Below are 25,014 nucleotides of genomic sequence, written 5' to 3' on the forward strand. Positions count from 1 at the left end.
AGCGCCGCGGCTGGGCAGCGTAGGGCGTCTGGCCGATCGCAGGGCGCACCGCGTCGAGCACGCCGCGCGCCTGCCAGCCGGCGATCACGTCGGCGGCGCGCGTATCCATCGAGAGGATGCCGGGGCGCAGCGGCAGGCCGCGCTGGTCGAGCAGGTACAGGCCATTGCCGTAGCCGCACGCCCCGATCGCGGCGATATCGCCCGGGCGGGCGCCGGAAGCTTCGAGCGCGGCGCGGATGGCCGCAGCGGTGTCGCGCCACAGCTCGTCGGCCGGCCGCTCGGCCCAGCCGGGGCGCGGGTAACACACGGCGGCCTGGCGCGCAGCCGAGCCGACCACCGCGCCAGAAAGGTCGAACACCACCACCTTCGAGACGGTGGCACCGTTGTCGATCCCCAGCAGATATTCGGGCATGCGCACCCTCCTGCGGCGTGGCCAGCCGTGCGTGCTATAATGCGGCGGCGCCGGCCTCGTGAATACGACACGCAAGGATACCACAATGCACATCGACCAGCTCGAAACTCCGGTGGCGGTGGTGGATCTCGACCGGCTTGAGGCAAACATCGCGCGCCTTCAAGCCTACCTGAGCCAGCACGGCATCGCCAACCGGCCGCACATCAAGACGCACAAGATCCCCGAGATCGCGCACATGCAGCTGGCAGCCGGCGCGGTGGGCATCACCTGCCAGAAGATCGGCGAGGCCGAGATCATGGCCCAGGCCGGCATCCGCGATATCTTTCTGCCCTACAATATCGTGGGCGAGGCCAAGCTCGAGCGGCTGATGCGGCTGGCGCACCGCGCCCGGCTGAGCGTCACTGCCGACCCTGGAGGCGACGGTGCGCGGGCTCGCGGGCGCGCGCGCCGCGCCGGGCCACGGCTGCCGGTGCTGGTGGAGTTCGACGGCGGCGCGGCGCGCTGCGGCGTGCAGTCGCCACACGAGGCCGCCGAGCCAGCGCGCGTGATCGCCAGCAGCGACAGCCTCGAGCTCGGCGGGCTGATGACCTTCCCGACAAACGAGCGCACCGAGCCATTCGCGCGCGGTGATCGACTTGCTCGCGCCCGACGGCATCGCGGTGCGCGCGTCAGCGGCGGCGGCACGCCCCAGATGTGGCACGCCCACGAGCGCCCGCTGGTGAACGAGCACCGTGCCGGATGTATATCTTCGGCGATCGCAACACGATCGCGTCGGGCGCCGTCACGCCCGACACCTGCTCGTTTCGCGTAATCACCACCGTGGTAAGCCGGCCGACCGCCGATCGCGGCATTCTGGACGGCGGCAGCAAGACGTTCTCGTCGGATCTGCTGGGGCTCGAAGGCCACGGGCAGATCGTCGAGTACCCCGAGGCGCGCTCTACGCGATGTCGGAAGAGCACGGCCACGTTGATTTTTCGGCCTGCGCGCGCAAGCCGGCGATCGGCGAGCGCGTCAGCGTGATCGTAAACCACTGCTGCCCGGTGGTGAACCTGTTCAACCAGCTGATAGGCTGCGCGGCGGCCTGGTCGAGGTGGTGTGGCCAGTGGCGGCGCGCGGCGCGCTGCAGTAGGCCGCGCGCCGCCACCGGCGAGCCCGGAGCGAGCTACGGCGTCCAGAGCGTGCCGTCGGGCCAGCGGCTCTGCGTCCACTCGATCGGCACCACGTCGATCGGTACACGCGGCCGCGGCCTCGTCGATATCGACGCCCCAGCCGGGCTTCTCGTTCGCCCACACATAGCCGTTGCGCAGCTCGGGCGTACCGGGGAACACCTCGTACAGCGCCTCGCTAAAGTTGATCACCTCCTGGATGCCAAAGTTGTGGCACGCCAGGTCGAGGTGCAGGTTGGCGGCGTGGCCGATCGGCGAGACATCGCCGGGGCCGTGCCAGGCGGTGCGCACGCCAAACGCCTCGCACAGCGCGGCCAGCTTGCGCGCCGGCGTCAGCCCGCCGATCTGGGTGATATGCGTGCGGATGAAATCGATCAGCTGCTCGGCGATCAGCGGGCGCCACTCGAGCGGGTTGTTGTGCAGCTCGCCCATGGCGATCGGTGTGGTTGTCTGCTGGCGCAGCCGCCGGAACCACTCGATCTGGTCGGGCGCGAGCGGATCTTCGAGGAAGAACAGGCGGTATGGCTCGAGCGCCCTGGCCATGCGGATGGCGTCGATCGGCGCGATGCGCTCGTGGATATCGTGCAGCAGGAACAGGTCGAAGCCGATCTTCGAGCGCACGTACTCAAACAGCGGCGGGATCGAGCGCGCGTACACGTCGGCGTCGTAGTAGGCGCCGGGAAACGCGCTGTTCGGCCGGTCGAGCGTCTTCATGCGGTGGGTGGCCTGCGGCGCATCCTTGCTGGGCACGGCGGTAGCCGCGGTGATATCTTTCACGCGCCCGCCGTAGCCGCCCATCTGGCAGCGCACCGCGAGGTAGCCCTGCTCTTGGTACTTGACGACATTCTCAAGCACCTCCTGCGGGTCGCGGCCGTCGGCGTGGCGATACACCATGGCGGCCTCGCGGCACTTGCCGCCCAGTAGGTCGTACACGGGCATATTCGCGAGCTTGCCCTTGATATCCCAGAGGGCCATATCCACGCCGCTGATCGCATTGTTCAGCACGCCGCTGTTGCGCCAGTACGAGTTGACGTACATCATGTGCCAGAGGTCTTCGATGTTGCGCGGGTCGCGGCCCTGCATCAGCGGGTCGAGGTAGTCGTCGACGGCCTTGGCCACGACAGTGGCGCGCTGGGTGAAGGTGGCGCAGCCCAGGCCATACAGGCCGTCCTGGTCGGTCTCGACTTTCACAACCACCAGGGCGATGCCTTCAGGGGCAGTGAGAATCGAGCGAACCTTGGTGATCTTCATTGACTCTTCCTGTTCTGCATTGGTTGGTATACTATTCGACGATCACCCCACCCCCTGCCCCTCGCCTGCCATGGGAGGGGAATTTTGTTTGGCGATTGCGGCGGTCGCTTCGCGACTGCCGCAATCGCCAGTGCCGTTTCCCGCTCTCCTTTGGGGAGAGGAGGAAGGGGGTGAGGGAAAACCAGAAACTACGACCAGAGGCGATCGTGGCTGGGCACGCGATCCCAGTCGGGCGTCGGCTCGAACAGGCCCTTATCCCACTCGACCAGGTGCTCCCTGAGCACGTCTTCATTCAGCTCAAAGCCCAGGCCCGGCCCCTCAGGCACGCGGATGTAGCCGCGCTCGATGATCGGCTTGGTTTCGCCGGCGATGCTGATGAAGTCGCTCCAGAACGGCATCTCGGTGAAGTGGTGCTCGAGCGCGATGAAGTTCTCGGTGGCGGCGGCGCAGTGCACGCTGGCCATGGTGCTGACCGGCGTGCCGGCCATGTGCAGCGCCATGCTGATACCGTGCTCCTGGGCCAGGTCGCCGATCTTTTTGGTCTCGAGGATCCCGCCGCTGGTCGCTAGGTCGGGGTGGATGATATTCACGCCGCGCGCCTGGATGAGCGGGCGGAAGTTCTCGGCCAGGTAGATGTCTTCGCCAGTGCATACGGGTGTGTTGAGCGCGCGCTCGAGCTGCACCCACTTGTCGGTATACTGCCAGGGCACCATGTCTTCGAGCCAGGCCAGGTTGTACGGCTCGAGCGCCTGGCCCAGGCGGATGCAGTCGTCGATGCCGATATGCCCGAAGTGGTCGGCGGCGATCGGCACCTCGTCGCCCACCGTCTGGCGCACCTCGGCCACGTACTGGCAGATCGAGTCGATGCCCTTGGGCGTCAGGCGCACGTGGGTGAACGGGTGCTGGAGCTGGTGGATGTTCAGCATGCGATCGATCTTGTCCTCGGGGTCGCCCGGCAGCATGCCCTGCGGCCACGAGAGCATGCCGGGCTTGCCGATCAGCGGCTGCACGCCGACGTCCATCTTCAGCATGGTGAAGCCGCGGTCGAGGCGCTCTTGCAGCTTCTTCCCCATGGCCGTGCCGGTATCTTCGTTGGGCGTATCGCAGTACATGCGGATGCGGTCGCGGAACTTGCCGCCGGCCAGCACGTAGGCAGGCACGCCATAGGCCTTGCCGGCCAGGTCCAATAGCGCCATCTCGACGCCGCAGACGCCGCCGGCCTGGCGGCCGTGGTGGCCGAACTGCTTGATCTTGCGGAACAGCTTGTCGACGTTGCAGGGGTTCTCGCCCAGCAGGCGGCTCTTGAGCATCAGGGCGTAGGTTTTGCTCGCGAAATCGCGCACCTCGCCGTAGCCGCTGATGCCCTGGTTGGTATCGATCCGCACGATCGTGAAGAACCAGTTGTCCCAGCCGACGGTGGCGGTGCGCAGGTCGGTGATCTTCAGCTCGCTCGGGCGCGACGCGGTGCGGGCGTGATCTTCCGGGCGAGGTGATTGATCTGCTGTCATTGCTTTATCCTCACTATTTTACGACCAGGGACCAAGGACGAAGGGCGCATGTCTAGCGATAGCAGTGAACGCTCAGCGCCATCGCGGCGAGCATCCGTCTTTGGTCTTTCGTCGACCAGGAACCAAGAGGGCGCATGTCTAGCGATAGCAGCAAACGCTCAGCTCCATCGCGATAAGCATCCGTCTTTGGTCTTTCGTCGACCAGGAACCAAGAGGGCGCATGTCTAGCGATAGCAGCAAACGCTCAGCTCCATCGCTGCGAGCATCCGCCTTTGGTCTTTCGTCACTAGCCCCTGGCCTGCTTCCATGCCTGGAAGTCGGCCTCGATGTCGGCGCGCCAGTTCGGCACGTCGATCTCGCCGCTGGTGTACTTGCCTTCGCCGATGCGCAGCTTGCCGAACTCGTCGCGCACGCGGATGTCTTCGCTGGCCTCGACGACCTCCTGGGCCAGGTGTGGCGGGATGGCGATGATGCCGGTGGGGGTGCCGAGGATCACGTCGCCGGGCAGCACGGTGATGCCGCCGATGCGGATGGGGATGTTCAAGCCCGCCAGCGTCACATCGGCAATCGCAGTCGGGTCGACGCCGCGCACGTAGAAGTTCACGTCGCTGAGCTGCACCAGGCCCTGGTAGTCGCGGATGCCGCCGTCGATCACCGCGCCGGCACGGGTGCGCGTGCGCACGGCGGTGCCGAGGTTGTCGCCCACCACCGTGCCGTCCTTCACCTTGCCAAAGATATCGACCACCATCACGTCGCCGAGCTGCAGCGTCTCGATCACCCACGAGTTCTGGCCGCCGACGCTGGCGCGGCCCTCGCGCAGCCCGGCCTGCTGCACGGCGTCGTGGTAGTCGGGGCGGTGCGGCAGGAACTGCGCCGTCACCGCGCGGCCCACGGTGATCGTGCCAGGGTGGGTTTCCATCCAGCTACCTTCGAACTGGCGGTGGTAGCCGTGTTTGCGCAGCACGCCCCAGGCTTCTTCGGTCGTCACAAGCTTCATGCGCTCGAGCAGATCGTCGGGCACGCGCGGGCGGCCGTCGGCGAAGCGCTCGAACGGGTTCAGGCTGGTCAGCTCGATCAGGTCTTCGCGAGAGGGTTGGACATGCATTAGTTTCCTCCAATAGTACATCAGGCGGCAGGCGACAGTAATCTGTCAAAGTCAGGACATACGCGGTCGGCACTTTTTCGCCTGCGGCAGCTCGGTTTTTCCGCGCGCAGCGCGAAAAAACCGAGCACAATCGGTTAAAAAGTACCACCACTCACCGCTCGTCGTGGTTCCAGCCGAGCAGGCGCGTGGCCTTGCCGCTGTCGAAGAAGCTGTGGTTGCCGCTCAGGTCGCCGCGCACCGGCACGTCGGGGTAGAAGCGTTCCGCCAGCTCGAGCGAGGGCGTCTCGACGACGGTGGTGGGCGCAATGATAAAGAACACCTCGTGGCCTTGGAAGTCGGCGGTGACGCCCAGCAGGCAGGCGCGCGCCGCCGCAGGGCGGTGCGTCCAGGCCCACAGGTGCTTGGCCCGGCCGGTCTCGAGGTCGCGGTAGAACTTGGCCGGCGCGGCGGGATCGTCTGTCACCCAATGGAAGCGCAGGCTGGCGATGCGCATCTGCTCGTAGCGGCGCGCGAACGAGTCGCCCTGCTGCTCGCAGATCCACTTCGAGAGGCTGTACGGGTCTTCATTGTAGGTCGGGTGCTGCTCGTCGATTGGGAAGTAATCGTAGCGCGGCGCGCGGCTGTACGAGTGGCCGATCGCGTTGACGCTGGAGGCCTGGCACACCCGCCAGACGCCGGCCTCGGCGGCGGCACGCAGCGCGTTGTAGCTGCCGACGACGTTGTTGTTATGCACGACGTGGTCGGGGTGGTGGCCGGGCGAGGGAATGGCCGCCAGGTGGATCAGCGCATCGCAGCCGCGCAGCGCGCGCTCGAGCGCGTCGTAGTTGCCTATATCGGCCTCGACAAATGTTACGTCGGCGCGCGCCAGCTCGGCGGGCGGGCGGGCGCGGTCGATGCTCACGACGCTGTGGCCCTGCGTCAGCGCCAAGTCGATGACGGCGCGGCCGATGCCGCCGCTGCCGCCGGTGATTGCGATTTTCATACGTTTCCTGAACATTCGGCGCGGGGCGAAGCCCCCGCACTGTAAACTCTACGTGTAGGGCTTACCTGCGTTATTCCGTATCTCGATGCGCCGCTTGTTGCCTGCGGCAGCATAGTTGTGTGCGGTTTTCCGCGCTACACGCGGAAAACCACAGATAGATACACAGTGAAGTACCACTCTGCCGAAGGCTGAACGTGCCAACTGCGTAAGTCGTACCCTGATCAAGCGAAGCGCGTATTATTCGGCGTAGACCGCCTGGCGCAGGCCACGGATGTAGCCGATCGCGTACAGGCGGCCAAACGACGAGTAGCCGGCGTTGTCGTTGTTGTCGCCCTCGACTGTCGGCACGTGGTCGGGCCGCAGCACGCCATCGAAGCCAATCTCGCGGTAGGCTTTCATGCAGGCGAGCATATCGGTCTTGCCAGCGTCGTGCCAGGTTTCCTCGAACTTCTCGGGCGTGCCCTTCACATCGCGGAAGTGCACAAAGAAGATCTTGCCCTGGCGCCCGAAGTCGCGGATCACACCCGGCAGGTCGTCGGTCATGAGCGTGAAGTTGCCCTGGCACAGGGTAATGCCGTTCATTGAGCTAGGGGCCATGTCGAGCAGGCGCTGGTAGTTCTCGACGCTGCGCATGATCCGGCCGATGCCGCGGATCGGCGAGAGCGGCGGGTCGTCGGGGTGCATGGCCAGCTTGACGCCGGCCTTCTCGGCCACCGGCAGCACTTTCTGCAGGAAGTAGGCCAGGTTGGCCCACAGCTCGTCTTCGCCGATCGGGCCAAGCTCGGTTGGCGGCGCATCGCGCATTAGCGCATTGTCGTAGCTCGTCACCACCGAGCCGCCGCGCGAGGGCGTGGTGGTGGCGGTGCGCATCCAGTTGAAGTCGGTCATCCACTCGTAGCACCACACCGGGATGCCCAGCCGGCCCATGTTCTCGAGCAGCGTGCAGACGGTGGCAATCTCGTCGTCGCGGCCGGGCAGGCCGCGCTTGGCCTTGTTCAGCGGCGGCCGCGCCTCGATCACCGCCAGGTTAAAGCCGCCGCTCTCGTAGCGCTGCTTCATGCGCAGCAGCGGCATGTAATCCCACGGGGCGTCGGCGCCGTTGAACGGCTCGCCGAACGGCAGGCCGCCCACGGCCCAGTCGACGCCGGCCTGCTTGGCGAGCTTCCAGAGCGGCGAGGGGGTTGGCGGAAGGAACTCGGCGATGTGGATCATGCGGTACTCCTGTTCATAGCTTGCGACACTGAAAGTATGGGCGGAGGTGCGGCCGGCGCGGCCAGCGCTCGGTCACGGCGTGGGCGCGGCCGGCGCCGGCCCGGCCGAGCCGCGCAGCACCAGGCGCGGCTGGATGATCACGCGCCGCGCCGGGCCGTCGTAGCGGCCGGTGATCCGGTCTTGCAGCAGCAGCACCGCCAGCCGCCCGATCTCGCCGACGGTATGGTCGACGGTGGTGAGCGGCGGGTCGAGGTGCGCCGCGCTGGGGATGTTGTCGAAGCCGACCAGCGAGATGTCGGCCGGCACGCGCAGGCCGGCGGCGCGCAGCGCGCGCAGCACGCCCACTGCTACGATATCGATCTGCGCGAACACGGCCGTGAAGGCCACGCCGCGCGTCAGCAGCGCGCGCGCGCCTTGCTCGCCGCCGCGCTCGAGGTCATCGACCGCGATCGACACCTGGAGGGCCGGGTCGGCCGGCAGGCCGGCCGCGCGCAGCGCCTCGAGGTAGCCGTGGTAGTGGCGCGCCTGATGAGTGACGCCGATGTAGGCGATGCGCCGGTGGCCCAAGCCGATCAGGTGCTGCATCAGCTCGCGCGCCCCGCCGACGTGGTCGGTCGCCACCGAGTCGGCCGCGATCGTCTCGGCCTGGCGCACCACGAACAGAAACGGCTTGCCGGCGCGCGCGAGCCGGGCGTACGGCTCGGCGGCGATCTCGGCGCCGCTGGCGATCGCGATCACGCCCTTCACCGCAGGGTTCTCGGCGTAGCGCGCCAGGTATGGCGCCTCGCTGTGGCCGGCAAGTGTCGACTGGCCCAGCAGCAGCTGGTAGCCGGCGCGCTGGCCTTCGCGCTCGATCGCCGTCGCGAGCTCGCCAAAGTACGGGTTCGCCAACGACGGCACGATCAGCCCGAGCGTCGCGTGCTCGGCCGCCGCAGCGCGCGGCGAGGCTACGTAGGTGCCCGAGCCCGGTACGCGCCGCAGCAGGCCTTCGTCGATCAGCGCCTCGATCGCGCGGCGCACGGTGGTGCGCGAAAGCGTGTGCCGGGCCGCCAGCTCGCGCTCCGAAGGGATCAGCTGGCCGGCGCCGTAGTCGCCGCGCGCGATCGCCGCGCGTAGTGTCGCCGCAAGGTCGTTGGTTCGATGCACGCGTATGCTCGTCTGGTATCATACCGGTTGGCAAGCAGATTATACGCGCGCTGCGGTGTCGCTGTCAAGCGGCAATACGCGCCGCTCCATAGGCCGATCGGCCAACTGGTATGATACCAGTTTAGCTATCTTGCATCACGGCGCTGCGCCCGCCGTCGATCAGGATCGTCGTGCCCGAGATAAAGCCAGCCAGCGGGCTGCAGAGGAACGCGCACAGCGCGCCGACCTCGGCCGGCGTGCCGATCCGGCCAACCGGATGCAGCCGCTCGACCTGCGCGCGCTTGGCTTGGGGGTCGGCGAAGCGGCCAAACCACTCGACGTTCATTGGCGTGTCGATAAAGCCGGGCGCGACGCCGACGGCGCGCACGTGCGGCCCCCACTCGAGCGCCAGCGACTGCACCAGCGCCGGCAGGCCGGCCTTTGCGACATTGTAGGGGAAGCTGTTGGGGATGGTGAAGAAGGCGTGGTTCGAGGCGATCACAATCACCACCGGCTGCGCCGCCTGGTCGAGCCAGGGCTTGGCGGCTTGGGCCACGCGCCAGTGCGCCGCCAGGTTCAGGTCGAGGTTGGCGCGCCAGTCGTCGTCGTCGCAGCCGGCGGCGCCGACATTGTAGTTGCGCCCGGCGTTCGACACCACGATGTCGACGCCGCCGAGCCGCTCGGCACCCCAGGCCGCGAACGCGCGCGCCGCAGCGCCGTCGGCCAGGTCGGCGGCCTGGTAGAACGCGCGCCGTCCCTCGCGTTCGGCGCTGGCCACAAAGCGGGCCGCGCCATCGCTATCGGCCGGCTCGGCGGCGCAGCCGGCCACGTCGCAGCCGGCCTGCGCCAGCGCCAGCGCGATGCCCGCGCCGATCCCGCTGCTCACGCCCGTCACGATCGCCCGGCGATTGGTCAGATCGATATTGAGTGTCATAGGTTTTGAACCACAGAGACACAGAGAACACGTGCTTTTGGTTCTTTCGCCTCTGTGCCCTTTGTGCCTCTGTGGTGATTACAATTGGTCGACCGGCTTGCGGCGCTCCCAGCCGGCGCGGAACAGCGGCAGGAAGTTGTTCGGGTTATACGGATGTTTGGCGATCTCGTCGTAGTTCAGGTCGGTGCCCCATCCCACACGGTCGTCGCTCAGCTCGATATAGCCATCGCGCACGACGATCGGGTTCGTCAGGATCTCGGCGCTCCAATCGTCGTTGAATTCGTCGAAGATCTCGTGGATGAAGAAGTTGGGCGTGGCGGTGTTGAGGTGCGCGCACACCAGCGAGCACAGCGGCCCCTGCGCGCTGTGCGGGGCGGTCACGCCGTTGTAGGCGTTGACCATGCCGCACACCTGCTTCGACACCGTGATGCCTAGGTACTGTGGCTCGAGCTGGATGATCTGCACCGCGCCGTGCGACAGCAGCTCGCCGAACTGCTGAGCGCAGTAGTAGTCTTCGCCGCAGGCCACCGGCACCGGGCTGCGCCGCGCCACTGCCACCATATCGCTGATGCGCTGCGGCGGCACCGGCGCCTCGAACCAGCTAGGGTGGTAGGGCGCCATGGCCTCGGCGAACTGCAGCGCGGTGTGCACGCTGAAGCGGTTGTGGCCCTCCACCAGGATGTCGACATGCGGGCCTACCGCGTCGCGCACGGCGGCGATGATCTCGATCGCCAGGCCGAAGTCGGCGCGATCGACCACGCGCCACGCCGGGCCGAACGGGTCGAACTTGAGCGCGGTATAGCCGCGCGCCACCACGTCTTTGGCCTTGTCGTGGAAGCTTTGCGGCTCGCGCGGGCCGCGGTACCAGCCGTTCGCGTACACGCGCAGGCGCTCGTGGCAGCGCCCGCCCATCAGCTTGTAGGCCGGCTGCCCGGTGGCCTTGCCCATGATATCCCAGCAGGCGAACTCGATCCCGGCCAGCGCCGCGCCCTGGATCTGCCCGCCGTCGGAGTACACTTCGCGGAACAAGCGCAGCGAGTGATTCTCGACATCGAACGGCTCCTGGCCGATCACGAACTGCTTCAGCTCGTGGATGGCGGTCTCGACGGTTTTGGCGAAGCCGTTGAGCGTAGCCTCGCCAATGCCATGCAGGCCGGCGTCGGTATCGACGCGCGTGAACACCCAGTTCTTCCAGGCATTGCCGACGATATAGGTTGTCACGTTGGTGATCTTCATACGTTTAGCTCAACCTCCAGCCACCATGTGCGGCGTGCGCCGGCGGGCAGCTCTTCAAACAGATTGTACGCCGTCACCGCGTCGGCGAGCGAGTCTTGCGCGCCGATGCACGGCTCGAGCCCCAGGTTGTAGTATGGCGCGCCGCCGTCGAGGCCGAACGCGCCGAGGTTCAGCCACACGGCCACCTGCGGCAGCAGCGCGGCATCCCAGCGCATGCGCAGCTCGCCGTCGTGCGCGCGCAGCGCCGCCCAGCCCTCGGCCAGCGGCTCGCTCCACAGCTTGATCGCCGCGCCGGCATTGCGCTCGGGCAGCGCCGTCAGGTCCACCACGCCAGCGCGCCCTGGCACGCTCAGCGGGAAGCTCAGGCCGCGCTCGTGCAGCACGCCGCCGGGGGTGAAGCGCACGCCGTGGAAGCGCGCCGCCGCCGGCAGCAGCAGGCGCATCCCCGGCTCGATCGCCAGCAGCGGGTGCGCCGACCAGATCCAGCGCAGCGGCGCGTCGCCGGTATTCGCCACGGCATACTCAAGCCGCATGCGCGCCGACCCCGCCGCCAGCCGGATCGTGCGCTCAAAGGTGTAGGGCAGCGCGATACCGTGCCAGCGCGCGCCGATGCTCACGCCGCCATCGGCCTGCTCGATCGCGAGCGCGGCGGTCTGGCCCCACAGCTCGCCGTGATCCTGCACTGCCGCGCCCTGCCAGGGCGGCGATGGGTAGGCGCAGGCCGACACGCTGGGGAAGCACTCGTCCCAGCCGCCGGTGTCGGCCACGGCGGTGTACACCGCGCCGTGCGGCACGCGGCGGTAGGCCAGGCGCGGGTGCCGCCACAGCCACTCGCGGCCCGAGCGCCCGTCGCGCAGGCTGCCGAGCTTGCCGCCCAGCTCGGGCACGATCGACACGGCCAGCGCGCCGGTGTCGGCCTCAAGCGCCTCGAAGCCCTCGACGTTGCCACGAGTAACTACAACATCACGCATATCGGCAGTCTTCTTCAACAATCGCCAGAAGCACCCAGGAGCTACGCGCCTGGCGCGCTCCGCCTTCGGCAGAGCGCGCCCTGATGACGGATCGGTGTGCGGCTTTTTCACGCTCGGCGCAGAAGAACCGCATACAGCAGGATGGCAAGTACCTTAAGAAGCTGTCTGCAAAGGGTGGTTTGGAGGGACGAGGCCTCTCCAAACGCCGCTCTTTCTGGCAGGTTCTAAAGCTCGTCGACGTAGCGCGACGAGAACTGAACGTGTGTGAAGCGCTCGGGGATGTGGGTATCGAGCGAGCCGTGCGGCGTCCAGCACCAAGCCGGCTGTGGCTCGGGCAGCGCGCCGGCCACGCCCAGCTTCTCGAAGCGCCCAAAGAAGATCCGCCAGACATCGCCGTCGCGCGGCGGCAGCGCGCGCTCGCCGGCAAGCCAGCCCATGTCGGCCCACGGGAACGCCAGCTCGACGCGCCAGCCACGGTCGACGACCGAGCGGTCGTTCAGCGTGCCATCGACAAACACGGCGCTGCGGGCGCCGGGGAAATCCCAATCGACAAACGCCCAGCGCGCGCCGCGCGGGTGCGTGCCCCACCAGAAGCTCTGGCCGCTGCGATCGTAGTTGCCGGCGAACGAGAGCGCCTTGCGCCCGAGCAGGTCGAACTCGGGCACGTCAAAGCGGCTGCCACGAGTGTAGGCATCTTGCCAGATAAAAAACACCTCGTAGATCGTGCCGCGCGCGTTGATCTCGAACTCGTAGTAGCAGTCGCCGCCGTCGATAAACACCTCGACGTCGTTCTCCATAAAGATCAGCGAGTCGCGCTCGGTGAGGTGCGCCTCGACAAACGGCTCGTCGATCCAGAAGCCGACGTACAGGTTGTGCTCATCCCACAGCGCGGCGGCGCGCGTGTCGAAGAACGCCGGCTCGCCGGTGACCATATCGACAAAGCGCGGCGATCGCGGCGCGCGCTGCCAGGCCGCGTGATCGAGCCGGCCGTCGAGCGCGGGCGGGGTGCGTGTGCGGTAGCAAGTGTAGTCGGCGGGCGGCATAGGCGCTCTCACGAGCCTGGCCCGAGCCAGGCGGCGAATTCGTCGAGAAACTGCTCGACCTGCGCGATCTCGCGCGCGTCGAGCGCGTAGGCCGGGCTACGGCAGTAGTCGCTGGCGATAATGCCGCGCCGCTTCAGGATCAGCTTTTCGGCCCGCACGATCAGCTCGACGCCCTGCATCCAATAGCTGATATACGGCAGCAGCCGCGCATGGAGCGCCGCGAAGCCGGCCGGGTCGGCGTGCCACAGCCGCCACAGCTCGGCATACACCTCGGTGAACGAGCAGCCCGGCTGAATGCCCACCGCGCCGCGCGCCAGCACGTCGGGCATCTGCACGCCGGCGTAGCCCACCAGCGCGCCCAGGCGCCCGGCCGAGCGCTCGACCAGCTGCGCGACATAGCGGCCGGGCGGCTGGGTTTCGACTTTCACGAAATCGGCGTTGGGCAGCTCGTCGCGCAGCCGCAGAAACACCTCCGGCGCAATCCGCACGCCCGTCTGCGCCGGCGCGTACTGCACGATCACCGGGATGCGCACGCTGCCGATCACCCGCCTGAGGTGCGTCATGATCGCATCTTCGCCCGGCCCGAGGAAGAATGGCGGCAGCAGCATAAGCGCGTCGGCGCCCTGGTCTTCGGCGGCGCGGGCGCGCGCGGCCGCAACCTCCCAGCTATGGTCGGTGATCGAGATCACGCCGGCCACGTCGGGCGAGGCGCCGGTTTCGGCCAGCAGGAGCGCCTGCATGCGCGCACGCTCGGCGTCGGCGAGCTTGTAGAACTCGGTCGCCAGCCCGAACAGCGTCAGGGCGCGCGCGCCGCTGCCCAGCAGGTGGCGCACCAGCGCCACAAAGCTATCTTCGTCGAGCGCGCCGGTTTCGCTGAACGGCGCGGCGACGATCGGCACGATCCCGTGTATCTGTTTCGGCATAGCCACCGCGATCCAGCTTCTGGCGGGTGGCGGCCACGAATATGGCCGCCACCCGCCAGTGAAGTGCGAGGGGCATAGCCCCTCGCGCACCGCCTTTTCAAACAGGCTCTTATACCGGCAGCAGCTCCGAGAGCTGCTCAGAGGCAATCTGCGGGCTGGTAGCGTGCAGGTAGCACGACGTCGCCTGGTGCTTGTTCAGCTGAAACAGCGGCGGCGGCGTGACGCACTGCTCCATGGCGAACGGGCAGCGCGGCGCGAACTTGCAGCCCTCGCCGTGGCTAGCGCCCTCGGACTCCCTGGCCTTTATCTCAGTCTCGCCCCAGCGGCGGCTGAGGTCGGGCCAGGGGATCGAGTCGATCAGCAGGCGCGTATACGGGTGCTGCGGGTTTTTGATCACCGCGTCGACATCGCCGGCCTCCATCACCGAGCCGCGGTACAGCACAATGATCGACTTGGCGATATGGTAGGCGGTGGTGAGGTCGTGGGTGATATAGATGATCGAGACGCCATGGTTGCGCTGCAGGCTGCGCAGCGTTTCGAGAATATTCGCGCGCAGCGAGGCGTCGACCATCGACACCGGCTCGTCGGCCACCAGCAGCTTGGGCTTAAGCACCAGCGCGCGGGCCACGTTGATGCGCTGGCGCTGGCCGCCCGAGAGCTGGTGCGGGAAGCGGCCCAGAATATCTTCGGGGCGCAGGCCCACCGCCGTCAGCGCCTCTTCCATGCGGTCGCGCGCCTCGGCCTTGTTTTTCGCCAGCTTGAACTTCTTGATCGGCACCGTCAGCAGGTGGTCGACCGTATAGAACGGGTTGAACACCGCAAACGGATCCTGGAATACCGCCTGCACCTCGCGCCGGAACGACACGCGCGCTGCGCCGCTGAGCCGGCTGATATCCTGGCCCTGGTACAGGATCTGGCCCGAGGTTGGCGTGATAAAGCCCAGCAGCAGCATCGCCAGGGTGGTCTTGCCGCTGCCGCTCTCGCCCGCCACCGTCATGATCGTCGGCTCGTTCTCGGCGAGCTTGAGCGACACATCGTTGAGCGCAGTGGTGGAAGTGCGCGAGAGCACGCCGCGCGAGTAGGTTTTGGTGACGTTCTTCAGCTCTAGTAAATCTGGCATGTTCAAGCCTTTTCGGGGTATAGATGGCACGCCACGCGCCGCCCATCGTCCAACGTCTCAAGCTCGGGGCGTTTTGTTGTACACACATCCATCGCGTGCGGGCAGCGCGGGTGAAACGCGCAGCCGCTCGGCAGGCGCAGCAGCGAGGGCGCCAGGCCAGGAATACCCTGGAACACGCCCTTGTTGTCGAGGCTCGGCAGGCTGCTGATCAGCGCCTGGGCATACGGGTGCGCCGGGGTCGTGAACATCTGGCGCACGGTGCTCATCTCGGCCAGGCGGCCGGCGTACATCACCGCCACCTTATCGACGAACTGGGCCATCAGGCCCATGTCGTGGCCGATCAGGATCACGGCTGCGCCGATCTGCTTCTGCACGCGGTCGATCGTCTCCATCACCTGGCGCTGCGTTACCACGTCGAGCGCGCTGGTCGGCTCGTCGGCGATGATCACCTGGGGCTTGAGCAGAATGCCGATCGCGATGCAGACGCGCTGCTTCATGCCGCCGCTGAGCTCGTGCGCGTACATCTTGTACACCGACGGCTTGAGATCGACCGACTCGAGCGCGCCGACGCAGCGATCTTCGACGGCGAACTTATCGGCCTTAGGGTCGTGGGCGCGGATCGCGTCGGCCATCTGGTCGCCGATGCGCATCACCGGGTTAAGCGAGTTCATGGCGCCCTGCGGGATGTAGGCGATCTTGCTGAGGCGCGCCTTGAGCATGTCGTCATTCGAGAGCTTAGTCAGGTCGGTATCGCCGACGATCACCTGGCCGCCCTCGATCCGGCCGGGCGGCTTGATCATACGCATCATCGCCAGCGCCATGGTGCTCTTGCCCGAGCCCGACTCGCCCACCAGCCCGAGCTTCTCGCCGGCACTAAGCGCGAGCGTCACGCCGTTGAGCGCAATCGCGCGGCCGGTGTCGGTGTAGTACGAAACCTGGAGATCAATTACTTGGAGAACCGGGTTCATGGATGCACTACTCCGTTCTGCGCACGCGCGGGTTTGCCAGCTCGTCGAGGCCCATATTGATCAGCGCCAGCGAGCTAAAGATCAGCACCAGCCCCAGCGCCGGGAAAACCGGCCACCACCACCAGCCATTGAAAAAGGCCGACTGCCCTTGCGCAGCCCAGATCAGATTGCCCATGAGCGGCTCGCGCAGCGGGCCAAGGCCCAGCACCGAGAGGTACAGCGACGCGAACAGCGACACAAACACCTGGTTCACAAACGCGGCAGCGATGAACGGCAGCAGGTTTGGCAAGATCTCGCCGAAGATGATCCCCACATCGCCCACCCCCGAGAGCTTCGCCACCGAAACAAACTGGCGCTCTTTCATCGAGAGCACCTGCGATCGGATCACCAGCGTCGGCCCCATCCATGCCAGCAGCAGCACCACCACCGCCATGGTGTAGATCGTCACCGAGCGCTTGTCGAGCGAGCCGGCGATCACCACCTGGAGCAGGAATGCCGGGATGGGCGTGAGGATCTGGCAGATGCCTTTGATCAGCGCGTCGATCAGGCCGCCGAAGTAGGCCGAGATAAAGCCCAGCACCACGCCGATCAGCGTGCCGACGCCGCCGGCCAGCAGGCCGATCACCGCCGTCTGCCAGAGGCCCACCACCATCGCGGCCATCAGGTTGCGGCCGAAGAAATCGGTGCCAAGCGGGTATTTCAAGCTCGGCGGCTGCTTCGAGCGCACCGACAGCGGGTAGGCTTGCTTGGTGTCCACGGTCAGCAGGCCAAACACTGTGAAGCTGATCAGGAACAGCAGGATCAGCAGGCCGAACACTAGGCTTTTGTTGCGGCGCAGGTAGCGCAGCAGCAGCGTAAGCCGGCCGGGTTGCTGTACCTGGGGTTGGGGAATGGCAATCGTTGTCATCCTGGCCTCTCTATGCCTCACGAATGCGCGGGTCGAGCAGCGGGTAGAGCAGCTCTACGAGCACCATCAGCGACGCGACCGCAATAGTAATGAAGAGCACAATGCCGTAGATCACCAGGAAGTCGTTCGACTGGATCGCGGCAAAGAGCACCTGGCCAAGGCCGGGCAGCCCGAAGAACTGCTCGACCACAATGCCCGACACCACCACATTACCCAGAGCCAGCGCCAGGCCGGTCACCTGCGGCAGCAGCGCATTGCGCAAGTAGTAGTTGCGGAAGATCGTATAGCCGCTGAGGCCTTTGTGCTCGGCAAAGTTCACGTAATCTTCGCCCTGGATCGTCACGCCCATGCCGCGCATCGAGAGCACCCAGCCGCCCACCGTGCCGAAGATCAGCGAGAGCGCCGGCAGGATCTGGTGGCGAGCTACGTCGAGGATGAACGAAAACGACCAGTCGGGGATGCGCCCGGTGGAGTAGGCGCTGCCGAGCGGCAGCAGCTTGAGCCGGAACGCGATGAAGAACAGCAGAAACAGCGCCAGCAGCACTGGCGGCACGCCCTGCAGCAGCACAAACGGCGTCGCGATCGCCCGCAGCCAGCTCGGTGCGCGCGGCCAGGCCGCCACTGCCCCCAGCAGGTTGCCGAGCACAAACGAGAGCACGGTGGTGACAAGCAGCAGCGTGATCGTCCACGGCAGCGACTCGGCGATCAGATCCCAGACGGTTTTCGGAAACTGGTTCAGCGACACGCCGAGGTCGAAGCGCGCGATGCTGCCGATATACTCGGTATACTGCTGCAGCAGCGGCTTATCGAGGCCGAACTTGGTGTTCATCGACGCGATGATCTTTTCGAGGTCGCCGGGCGAGAAGCCGCCGGTGCGCGCCAGCTGGGCGAAGCGCTCGCGGATCGGGTTTTTGGGAGACAGGCGCGGGATGAAGAAGGTGATCGTCGAGGCGGCCCACACCACCAGCACAAGGAACAGCAGCCGTTGGATGATTCTTCTAGCGCTCACGATGGTATCCTTTGCACTCCAGGCGAATCGGTTGCCGAGCGGCGCCCGTATGGGCGCCGCTCGGCAACCGGTCAGGTCCTTACTGGGCCGGCTTGAGCTGGGTGATCACCAGCATACCGGTGTGCGCCCAGAAGGCACCGTTGGTGCCACCGGCGACGTTGGCCTTGGTCGGCCAGTTGGTCCAGTAGGTCTGGTTGTAGGGGATGCGGTGCAGCCACTGGATGATCGGGATGTCGATCGTGTCTTTCCAGTAGATCTCGAGCAGCTTGACCGCGTCGGCCTGGAACTTCGGATCGTCGCTGCCGAGCGGGGCCATCTCGTCGAGCAGCTTGTCGTAGTCGGGGTTCTTGTAGCGCGAGAAGCGGTTGTTACCGGCCGAGGTGCCCACCGACGCGCTGTAGCGGCTGTGGAACAGCTCGAACGCGGCGTACGGATCCTTCAGGCTGGCGCCATGGCCGAACATGTACAGGCCGGGCTTGCCGTCGGCCATGTTCTGGTAGGCGTCGGTGCCGAAGTTGACGTTGGCGTCGAAGCCGGCAGTCTTGAGCATCTCGACGAGCACCGGCACGATGTCCGAGTGGATGCCCTCAAAGCCGTTGATCACGGCGTTGACCGTCTTGCCGCCCTTTTCCCACAGGCCGTCGGCGTTCTTGGTGAAGCCGGCCGCGGTCATGAGCTGGGCGCTCTTGTCGAGGTTGAACTCGCGCGGGTTGTACTTGGCCTCCAGCGCCTTGACGGCTGGCTGGTCCACGAACTTCTGCAGGCCGGGGTACAGCGGGAACGGATAGATCGTCGAGACCTTCGCGCCGTCGTACACCACCTCGTCGATCTTGTCGCGGTCGATCGCCAGGCTCAGGGCCTTGCGCACGTTCGGGTCGTTGTACGGCTCGATCTGGGTGTTCATCCACAGCGAGTTGGGCCACCAGTCGAGGTAGCCAAACGGCGGCTCGTTGCCGGTGTGCGAGGTGATCTTGGGGTTCGAGTCGAGCAGCTGCTTGGCGACCGACGAGCGCACGTCCAGGATGGCGTCGAACTCGTTGTTGACCTCGCGCTGCACCACGATGTCCATGTTCTGGCCAACCTGGCCGCCGATGTTCACCATGACGATGCGCTTGACTTCGGGGAGCGCCTCGCGGCCGGCCTTGACCGCCCACCAGTCCTCGCGCAGGTCGAAGATCTTCTGGTTCTTGTCCCACTGCACCAGGTTGTACGGGCCGGAGTGGGGCATCTCGAGGCCGCCGGCGAAGGCGTTCACGTCGGCCTGCTTGCTCAGCACGTGCGCCGGCACAATCGGGATGCCGGTGTCGAACTTGAGCGTCAGCACCTCGAACTTGAAGCGCGGCGCGGGGATCTTGAACGTGACGACCACGGTCTTGTCGTCGACCTTCTTGACTTCCTTCAGGTACTGGTCGAACTGCGCGTGGTACGCCAGCTTCTCATTCTTGGCCTGGCCTTCGAACGTGAAGATCACGTCGTCGGCGGTCACGGGCGTGCCATCGCTCCAGGCAGCGTCTTTGTTGAGCTTGATCGTCAGCTCGGTGAAGTCGGGCTTGGTGTACTCCATGCTGTCGGCCAGCCACGGGATGTCTTTGTCGGCGAAGATCCCGAAGTAGTACAGCGGCTCCCACAGGAAGGCGTTGCCTTCCTGGTGGGTGTAACCAGGCACGGCCCACGGGTTCGTCACGCCGATCGGCGAGCTGATGCTCCAGCCGAGGTTGACGGTGCGATTGCGCGGAACGTCTTTGAGCGGGCCAGCCGAGAGCGGGCCGGGCTCGGCGGTCGCGGCCGCAGTCGGCTCGGCGGCAGGAGCCGCAGTGGCCTCGGGCGCTTTGGTGGGTTCGGCAGCGGGAGCCTGAGTCGCCTCAGGGGCGGCGGGCGCCTGAGTCGCTTGCGGGGCAGCAGGTGCCTGCGTGGCCTCGGGCGCGGCCGGAGTGCCGCCACCACACGCCGCCAGCACCATCATCGTAACGGCCAGAATGATCAGAAACTTGAGCTTGGTCATGGTTTGCGTCTCCTCCATTGGAGTAGTCGATCGGCTGGATTGATCGATCTGCATGCCACCATCGCGTTCGCTGGGGAGAGTGATCTGATCAGTGCTTCTTGGCAACACCTCCTTACGCTGCTTGTTCACTTTGCCTTTTTTTGACGGGGCGTTTATAATTCTAGGCGATGTGCGGCTTGCTGTCAACTGCGATGTGGCAGGTTTTCGAAACCGATTTCAAACCGGTGCTCCACACGCAGTGCGGCCAAGTCATTTGATCAGTTGTGGAGTTGCTGGTATGAGTGCATCGCGCGACACAGTGCGGGCGTGGGCCGAGACGGTCAGCATCCCCTCGTATGGCACCGGCCAGCCCGACAAAAACCCCATGTTTTTGGAAAAGCGCGTGTACCAGGGCAGCAGCGGCGTGGTGTACCCGCACCCGGTCGTCGATCGCGTCTTCGACGAGCGCGCGAACCAGCCCTACACCGCGGTGTTTCTCGAAAATCGCTACCTGAAGATCATGATCCTGCCCGAGCTCGGCGGCCGGGTGCAGATGGCGCTCGACAAGACCAACGGCTACCATTTCATCTACTACAACCAGGTGATCAAGCCGGCGCTGGTGGGCCTGGCCGGGCCGTGGATCTCGGGCGGGATCGAGTTCAACTGGCCGCAGCACCATCGCCCCAGCACCTTCGCGCCGCTCGACTGGCGGATCATCCACGGCGCCGACGGCAGCGCCACGCTGTGGTGCTCGGAGATCGAGCGCATGTTCTTTACCAAGGGCATGCACGGCTTCACGCTCTACCCCGGCCGGGCCTACCTCGAGATCAGCGTCCAGCTCTACAACCGCACCGGCACGCCGCAGTCGTTTTTGTGGTGGGCCAACCCGGCGGTGCACGTGAACGACGACTACCAGTCGGTGTTTCCGCCGGATGTGCACGCGGTGACGGACCACGGCAAGCGCGACGTGAGCGATTTCCCGATCGCCACCGGCACGTACTACAAGGTCAACTACGCACCCGGCACCGACATCTCGCGCTACAAGAACATCCCGGTGCCGACATCGTATATGGCCTACCACTCCGACTTCGACTTCGTCGGCGACTACGACCACGGGCGCCAGGCGGGCATGCTGCACGTGGCCGACCATCACCTGGTGCCTGGTAAAAAACAGTGGACGTGGGGCAACAGCGATTTCGGCCGGGCCTGGGATCGCCAGCTGACCGACGACGACGGGCCGTACATCGAGCTTATGTGCGGCGCCTTTACCGACAACCAACCCGATTTTTCGTGGCTGATGCCGGGCGAGGAAAAGCGCTTCAGCCAGATTTTCATGCCGTATAAGCTGATCGGGCCGGCGACCAACGCCAGCCGTGATGTGGTGCTGCGCCTGGAATGCGCCGGCGGCACGGCGCGGGTTGGCGTTTATGCTACCAGCCCGCGCGGCATCCGCGCCGAGCTGTGGCACAATGCCGGGGCGGGAAGCGCGCGGCTCTGGGAAGCCACCGCCGAGCTCTCGCCCGATCAGGTGCTGGCCGAGTCGGTCGCCCTGCCCGCAGACACGCGGCCCGAGCAGCTGACGCTGCGCGCCCACGACGCCGCAAGCGGGCGCGAGCTGCTGGCGTTCACGCCGCCGCCCGATACGCGGGCGCCCATCCCGGCGCCGGCCAGCGCGGCCAAGCCGCCGGCCGAGATTATATCAAACGAAGAGCTTTTTCTCAACGGGCTGCACCTCGAGCAGTACCGCCACGCCACCTACGCGCCCGAGCCGTACTACGAAGAGGCGCTGCGGCGCGACCCGCACGACAGCCGCTGCAACAACGCTATGGGGCTGCTACTGTACCGCCGCGGCAAGTTCGCGGCGGCTGAGCCGTTTTTTCGCGCGGCGATCGCCAGCCTGACGCGGCGCAACCCGAACCCCTACGATGGCGAGCCATATTATAACCTGGGTTTGGCGCTTGCAATGCAGGGCCGCGACGCCGCGGCGTTTGACGCGTTCTACAAGGCCGCCTGGAACGCCGCCTGGCAGGACGCGGCATTTTTCGCGCTGGCCCGGCTTGCCGCGCGCGCCGGCAATTTTGAACAGGCGCTGGAGCTGGCCGCCAGCGCGCTGCGCCGCAACTGGTCGCACCACCAGGCGCGCCACCTGACGATCGCGCTGCTGCGGCGGCTGGGCCGCGCCGACGAGGCGCAGCGTACGGCCGAGCTGGCGATCGAGCTCGATCCGCTCGACCTGGGCGCGCTGCACGAGCAGCAGCTGCTAGGGCGCGCGCCGGCCGCGCGCGTGCCGCTGACAGCCCACAGCGCCATCGAGCTGGCGCTCGACTACCGCCACGCCGGGATGTGGGCCGAGGCGGCGGCGCTGCTCGAGCGCGCCCGGCGACGACCCGCTGGCGCTGTACTTTGCGGCCGAGTGCTACGCCCAGGCCGGCGACGCGGCCGCCGCCGCCGATGCGCTGGCGCGCGCGGCGGCGCGCCCGCCCGACTACTGCTTCCCGCACCGGCTCGAAAGCGTGCCGGCGCTCGAGCAAGCGATCGCCGCGAGCCCGGCCGACGCGCGCGCGCCGTACTACCTGGGCAACTTCTGGTACGCCCACCGCCGCTACGACGAGGCGATCGGCTGTTGGGAGCGCGCGCGCGCGCGCGACCCTGAGTTCGCCACCACCCACCGCAACCTCGGGCTGGCCTACTTCAACAAGCGCCACGACGCCGACGGCGCGCGCGCGGCCTACGCCCGCGCCTTTGCGCTCAACCCGGCCGACGCGCGCGTGCTGTTCGAGCTCGATCAGCTCGAGCGCCGGCTGAACGCGCCGCCGGCCGAGCGGCTGGCGCGGCTGGAGCGCCACGCCGGCCTGGTAGCGCAGCGCGACGACCTGACGATCGAATATATCACGCTGCTGAACATGCACGGTCGCTACGCCGAGGCGCTGGCCGCACTGCTGGCGCGCCAGTTCCACCCGTGGGAAGGCGGCGAGGGCAAGGCCACCGGGCAGTATGTGCTGAGCCTGCTGGGCCGGGCCGATGCGCTGCTCGCCGCCGGCGAGCACGCCCACGCCGCCGAGCTGCTGGAGCGCGCGCTCGACTACCCGCACAGCCTGGGCGAGGGCCGCCTGCCGAACGCGCAGGCCAACAATGTGCAGTTCTACCTCGGGCTGGCGCGCGCAGGCATGGCCGACGCCGCCGGGGCGCGCGCATGCTTCGAGCGCGCGGCGCTGGGCGCGGGCGAGCCGACCTCGGTAATGTACTACAACGACCAGCCGCCCGACCTGATCTTCTACCAGGGGCTGGCGCGGCGCGCGCTCGGCCGCGCCGACGAGGCGCGCGAGCTGTTCGAGCGGCTGGTGGCCTACGGCCAGGCGCACCGCGACGACCCGGCGACGATCGACTATTTCGCGGTGTCGCTGCCGACGTTTCTGGTGTTCGACGAAGACCTGGCGCTGCGCAACCGCATTCACTGCCACTACATGATCGCGCTGGGCCGGCTGGGGCTGGGCGAGGCCGCGGCCGCGCAGCAGGAGTTCGGCGCGGTGCTGGCGCTCGACGCCAACCATCAGGGCGCGCTGATGCATTCGAAGCTGCTGGTGGGGCTGGGTGGCGCGTAGCGGAAGCCTGCTGTGGCAGGCCCTTGTACATCGCCGGCCGCCACGCGGCGGCCGGCGACAGAAACGGCAACACAGAATGACAAGCAGGTACTCACAACTACAGGCGCCCGGCCGCTGGCGCGCCCGCACGAGCGCGCTGGCGCTCGCGCTGCTGCTGGCCGGCTGCCAGGCCGGCGCGGCCGCGCCCACCGCCGCGCCGCCGGAGCCCACCGCCGTGACGGCCCCAACGCCCACCAAGGCCGCAGTCGCGCGCCAGCCGATCGCCGGCGGGCCGACGCTGCTGCGCGACGGCATCGCGCTGCGCAAGGTGGCCGATGTCGAGGGCGGCAGCATCCGGCTGGCGCGCAGCCCGGCCGACGGCAACCTGTACATCCTGAACGCGGCCCAGGGCCTGTACCGCGTGACGCTCGGCCCGCCCGGCGCGGTGGCCAAGCTGGCGGAAAGCACCGCAATCTTCACCGACGCGGTGCCTTCGGGCATGGCCTTCGCGCCCGACGGCGCGCTGTTCGTGGTGGGCAACCGCAAGGCCGGCACCACCCGCACCCAGGCGCTGGTGCGCAAGGGCACGCCCGGTGGCGGCGGCTTCAGCTGGCAAACCTTCGCCGCCACCGGCTCGTACCCGCTCAGCAACACGCCGTTCGATCACCTCTTTAACGGCATTGCCGTGAGCCCCGACGGCAAATACGTGTTTCTGAACAGCGGCTCGCGCACCGACCACGGCGAGGTCGAGGCCAATGGCGCGGCGTTCCCGAATACCCGCGAGGTGCCGGTCACCTCGGCGATCTTCCGGCTGCCGGCCGACGCCAGCAACCTGCGGCTGCCGAACAACGAGCAGGCGCTGCAGCCGTACCTGTTCGCCGACGGCACGCGCAACTCGTACGACCTCGAGTTCGCGCCGAACGGCGATCTGTTCGCCGGCGATAACGGCCCCGACGCCGACTACCCCGACGAGCTGAACTGGCTGCGCGAGGGCCGGCACTACGGCTTTCCGTGGCGCTTCGGCAGCCAGGACAACCCGCAGCAGCTCGCGAGCTACGACGCAAGCAAAGACAAGCGGCTCCAGCCCGACTTCACCGCAGTGCAGATCGGCGCCTACCGCAACGACCCGACCTTTCCCAAGCCGCCCGGCGCATTCACCGACCCGGTGGTGAACCACGGGCCGGCGGCGGTGCAGTTCCGCAGCGACGACGGCCAGGCCCACGACGCCGCCAAAGAAGGCACCACGCTCACGACCTTCACGCCGCACCGCTCGCCGCTGGGCCTGGTGTTTGCAACCGATCCCAAGCTGCCCGAAAGCCTGCGCGGCAGCGGCGACACGCTCAGCGCGTTTATGCTCAGCTGGGGCGCGGCCGGCGGCACGCTCACAGACAAAGGCCAGGATCTGCTGCACCTGACGCTGACCAAAGCCGGCGACAACTACAGCGCCACCGCCGAGCAGATCGCGCGCGACTTCAAAAACCCGATCGACGCGGTGATGATCGAAAACCGCCTGTACGTGCTGGAGTTCAGCAACAACAGCGCGCTCTGGGAGCTGACATTCACATAGGCGCAGGGGCGCA

General features: G+C 67.0%; 17 protein-coding genes and 4 pseudogenes. 4 read left to right on the top strand and 17 right to left on the bottom strand.

What is annotated here, in order from left to right:
- Positions 1-34: 34 nt before the first annotated feature.
- Positions 35-562: pseudogene (locus U0177_RS15170) on the bottom strand (FGGY family carbohydrate kinase); the annotation flags it as partial.
- Between U0177_RS15170 and U0177_RS15175 the strand changes: the two are divergent.
- Both U0177_RS15175 and U0177_RS15180 read left to right on the top strand, forming a co-directional pair.
- Positions 498-1,223: an alanine racemase gene (locus U0177_RS15175; protein ID WP_409571486.1), complete on the top strand. Its 726-nt coding sequence runs from the start codon at positions 498-500 to the stop codon at positions 1,221-1,223. The pseudogene U0177_RS15170 and the gene U0177_RS15175 overlap by 65 nt on opposite strands.
- A pseudogene (locus U0177_RS15180) lies at positions 1,151-1,419 on the top strand (D-TA family PLP-dependent enzyme); the annotation flags it as partial. The gene U0177_RS15175 and the pseudogene U0177_RS15180, both read left to right, overlap by 73 nt.
- Before the next feature lie 155 nt (positions 1,420-1,574).
- On the opposite strand, the pseudogene U0177_RS15185 reads toward U0177_RS15180, so the two are convergent.
- From U0177_RS15185 to U0177_RS15260, 16 genes and pseudogenes are all read right to left on the bottom strand, one after another.
- A pseudogene (locus U0177_RS15185) lies at positions 1,575-2,829 on the bottom strand (enolase C-terminal domain-like protein).
- Positions 2,830-3,017: 188 nt separating this feature from the next.
- Positions 3,018-4,337, bottom strand: coding sequence for a mandelate racemase/muconate lactonizing enzyme family protein (locus U0177_RS15190; protein WP_409571487.1), 1,320 nt, complete (start codon positions 4,335-4,337; stop codon positions 3,018-3,020).
- Between the two features lie 286 nt (positions 4,338-4,623).
- Positions 4,624-5,442, bottom strand: a complete 819-nt coding sequence (locus tag U0177_RS15195; protein ID WP_409571488.1) for an RraA family protein — start codon at positions 5,440-5,442, stop codon at positions 4,624-4,626.
- Positions 5,443-5,593: 151 nt separating this feature from the next.
- The gene (locus tag U0177_RS15200) at positions 5,594-6,424 is read right to left on the bottom strand and encodes an NAD-dependent epimerase/dehydratase family protein (RefSeq protein WP_409571489.1); all 831 of its coding nucleotides are present in this window, start codon (positions 6,422-6,424) and stop codon (positions 5,594-5,596) included.
- Between the two features lie 237 nt (positions 6,425-6,661).
- Positions 6,662-7,636: a mannonate dehydratase gene (locus tag U0177_RS15205; protein WP_409571490.1), complete on the bottom strand. Its 975-nt coding sequence runs from the start codon at positions 7,634-7,636 to the stop codon at positions 6,662-6,664.
- 72 nt (positions 7,637-7,708) lie between these two features.
- Positions 7,709-8,782: a GntR family transcriptional regulator gene (locus U0177_RS15210; RefSeq protein WP_409571491.1), complete on the bottom strand. Its 1,074-nt coding sequence runs from the start codon at positions 8,780-8,782 to the stop codon at positions 7,709-7,711.
- A 121-nt stretch (positions 8,783-8,903) separates the two neighbouring features.
- Positions 8,904-9,695 (bottom strand): SDR family NAD(P)-dependent oxidoreductase, encoded by a 792-nt coding sequence (locus tag U0177_RS15215; protein ID WP_409571492.1) that lies wholly within the window; start codon positions 9,693-9,695, stop codon positions 8,904-8,906.
- 78 nt (positions 9,696-9,773) lie between these two features.
- Positions 9,774-10,931, bottom strand: a complete 1,158-nt coding sequence (locus U0177_RS15220) for a mandelate racemase/muconate lactonizing enzyme family protein (RefSeq protein ID WP_409571493.1) — start codon at positions 10,929-10,931, stop codon at positions 9,774-9,776.
- Positions 10,928-11,902, bottom strand: a complete 975-nt coding sequence (locus U0177_RS15225) for a hypothetical protein (RefSeq protein ID WP_409571494.1) — start codon at positions 11,900-11,902, stop codon at positions 10,928-10,930. Before U0177_RS15225 ends, U0177_RS15220 begins: the two co-directional genes overlap by 4 nt.
- Positions 11,903-12,126: 224 nt before the next feature.
- Positions 12,127-12,945, bottom strand: coding sequence for a carbohydrate-binding family 9-like protein (locus U0177_RS15230; RefSeq protein WP_409571495.1), 819 nt, complete (start codon positions 12,943-12,945; stop codon positions 12,127-12,129).
- Between the two features lie 8 nt (positions 12,946-12,953).
- Positions 12,954-13,868 (bottom strand): dihydrodipicolinate synthase family protein, encoded by a 915-nt coding sequence (locus tag U0177_RS15235; protein ID WP_409571496.1) that lies wholly within the window; start codon positions 13,866-13,868, stop codon positions 12,954-12,956.
- 109 nt (positions 13,869-13,977) lie between these two features.
- Complete coding sequence (locus U0177_RS15240) at positions 13,978-14,988, bottom strand: ABC transporter ATP-binding protein (protein WP_409571497.1); 1,011 nt, start codon at positions 14,986-14,988, stop codon at positions 13,978-13,980.
- 2 nt (positions 14,989-14,990) lie between these two features.
- The gene (locus U0177_RS15245) at positions 14,991-15,956 is read right to left on the bottom strand and encodes an ABC transporter ATP-binding protein (RefSeq protein WP_409571498.1); all 966 of its coding nucleotides are present in this window, start codon (positions 15,954-15,956) and stop codon (positions 14,991-14,993) included.
- A 7-nt stretch (positions 15,957-15,963) separates the two neighbouring features.
- On the bottom strand, positions 15,964-16,863 hold the full coding sequence (locus tag U0177_RS15250; protein ID WP_409571499.1) for an ABC transporter permease: 900 nt from the start codon (positions 16,861-16,863) through the stop codon (positions 15,964-15,966).
- Positions 16,864-16,873: 10 nt separating this feature from the next.
- Positions 16,874-17,872 (bottom strand): ABC transporter permease, encoded by a 999-nt coding sequence (locus tag U0177_RS15255; RefSeq protein ID WP_409571500.1) that lies wholly within the window; start codon positions 17,870-17,872, stop codon positions 16,874-16,876.
- A gap of 79 nt (positions 17,873-17,951) precedes the next feature.
- Positions 17,952-19,874 (bottom strand): ABC transporter substrate-binding protein, encoded by a 1,923-nt coding sequence (locus U0177_RS15260; RefSeq protein ID WP_409571501.1) that lies wholly within the window; start codon positions 19,872-19,874, stop codon positions 17,952-17,954.
- A 277-nt stretch (positions 19,875-20,151) separates the two neighbouring features.
- On the opposite strand from U0177_RS15260, the pseudogene U0177_RS15265 reads away from it, so the two are divergent.
- Positions 20,152-23,455: pseudogene (locus U0177_RS15265) on the top strand (DUF5107 domain-containing protein).
- A 76-nt stretch (positions 23,456-23,531) separates the two neighbouring features.
- Positions 23,532-25,001 (top strand): PQQ-dependent sugar dehydrogenase, encoded by a 1,470-nt coding sequence (locus U0177_RS15270; protein WP_409571502.1) that lies wholly within the window; start codon positions 23,532-23,534, stop codon positions 24,999-25,001.
- Positions 25,002-25,014: the final 13 nt, after the last annotated feature.

Source organism: Kouleothrix sp. (genome assembly GCF_046328425.1).
GTDB lineage: Bacteria > Chloroflexota > Chloroflexia > Chloroflexales > Roseiflexaceae > Kouleothrix.

What these genes read in the sequence shown, in the direction of transcription:
- U0177_RS15175 (WP_409571486.1), top strand. Translation starts at nt 498, where the DNA reads ATGCACATCGACCAGCTCGAAACTCCGGTGGCGGTGGTGGATCTCGAC.
- U0177_RS15190 (WP_409571487.1), bottom strand. Translation starts at nt 4,337, where the DNA reads ATGACAGCAGATCAATCACCTCGCCCGGAAGATCACGCCCGCACCGCG.
- U0177_RS15195 (WP_409571488.1), bottom strand. Translation starts at nt 5,442, where the DNA reads ATGCATGTCCAACCCTCTCGCGAAGACCTGATCGAGCTGACCAGCCTG.
- U0177_RS15200 (WP_409571489.1), bottom strand. Translation starts at nt 6,424, where the DNA reads ATGAAAATCGCAATCACCGGCGGCAGCGGCGGCATCGGCCGCGCCGTC.
- U0177_RS15205 (WP_409571490.1), bottom strand. Translation starts at nt 7,636, where the DNA reads ATGATCCACATCGCCGAGTTCCTTCCGCCAACCCCCTCGCCGCTCTGG.
- U0177_RS15215 (WP_409571492.1), bottom strand. Translation starts at nt 9,695, where the DNA reads ATGACACTCAATATCGATCTGACCAATCGCCGGGCGATCGTGACGGGC.
- U0177_RS15220 (WP_409571493.1), bottom strand. Translation starts at nt 10,931, where the DNA reads ATGAAGATCACCAACGTGACAACCTATATCGTCGGCAATGCCTGGAAG.
- U0177_RS15225 (WP_409571494.1), bottom strand. Translation starts at nt 11,902, where the DNA reads ATGCGTGATGTTGTAGTTACTCGTGGCAACGTCGAGGGCTTCGAGGCG.
- U0177_RS15230 (WP_409571495.1), bottom strand. Translation starts at nt 12,945, where the DNA reads ATGCCGCCCGCCGACTACACTTGCTACCGCACACGCACCCCGCCCGCG.
- U0177_RS15235 (WP_409571496.1), bottom strand. Translation starts at nt 13,868, where the DNA reads ATGCCGAAACAGATACACGGGATCGTGCCGATCGTCGCCGCGCCGTTC.
- U0177_RS15240 (WP_409571497.1), bottom strand. Translation starts at nt 14,988, where the DNA reads ATGCCAGATTTACTAGAGCTGAAGAACGTCACCAAAACCTACTCGCGC.
- U0177_RS15245 (WP_409571498.1), bottom strand. Translation starts at nt 15,956, where the DNA reads ATGAACCCGGTTCTCCAAGTAATTGATCTCCAGGTTTCGTACTACACC.
- U0177_RS15250 (WP_409571499.1), bottom strand. Translation starts at nt 16,863, where the DNA reads ATGACAACGATTGCCATTCCCCAACCCCAGGTACAGCAACCCGGCCGG.
- U0177_RS15260 (WP_409571501.1), bottom strand. Translation starts at nt 19,874, where the DNA reads ATGACCAAGCTCAAGTTTCTGATCATTCTGGCCGTTACGATGATGGTG.
- U0177_RS15270 (WP_409571502.1), top strand. Translation starts at nt 23,532, where the DNA reads ATGACAAGCAGGTACTCACAACTACAGGCGCCCGGCCGCTGGCGCGCC.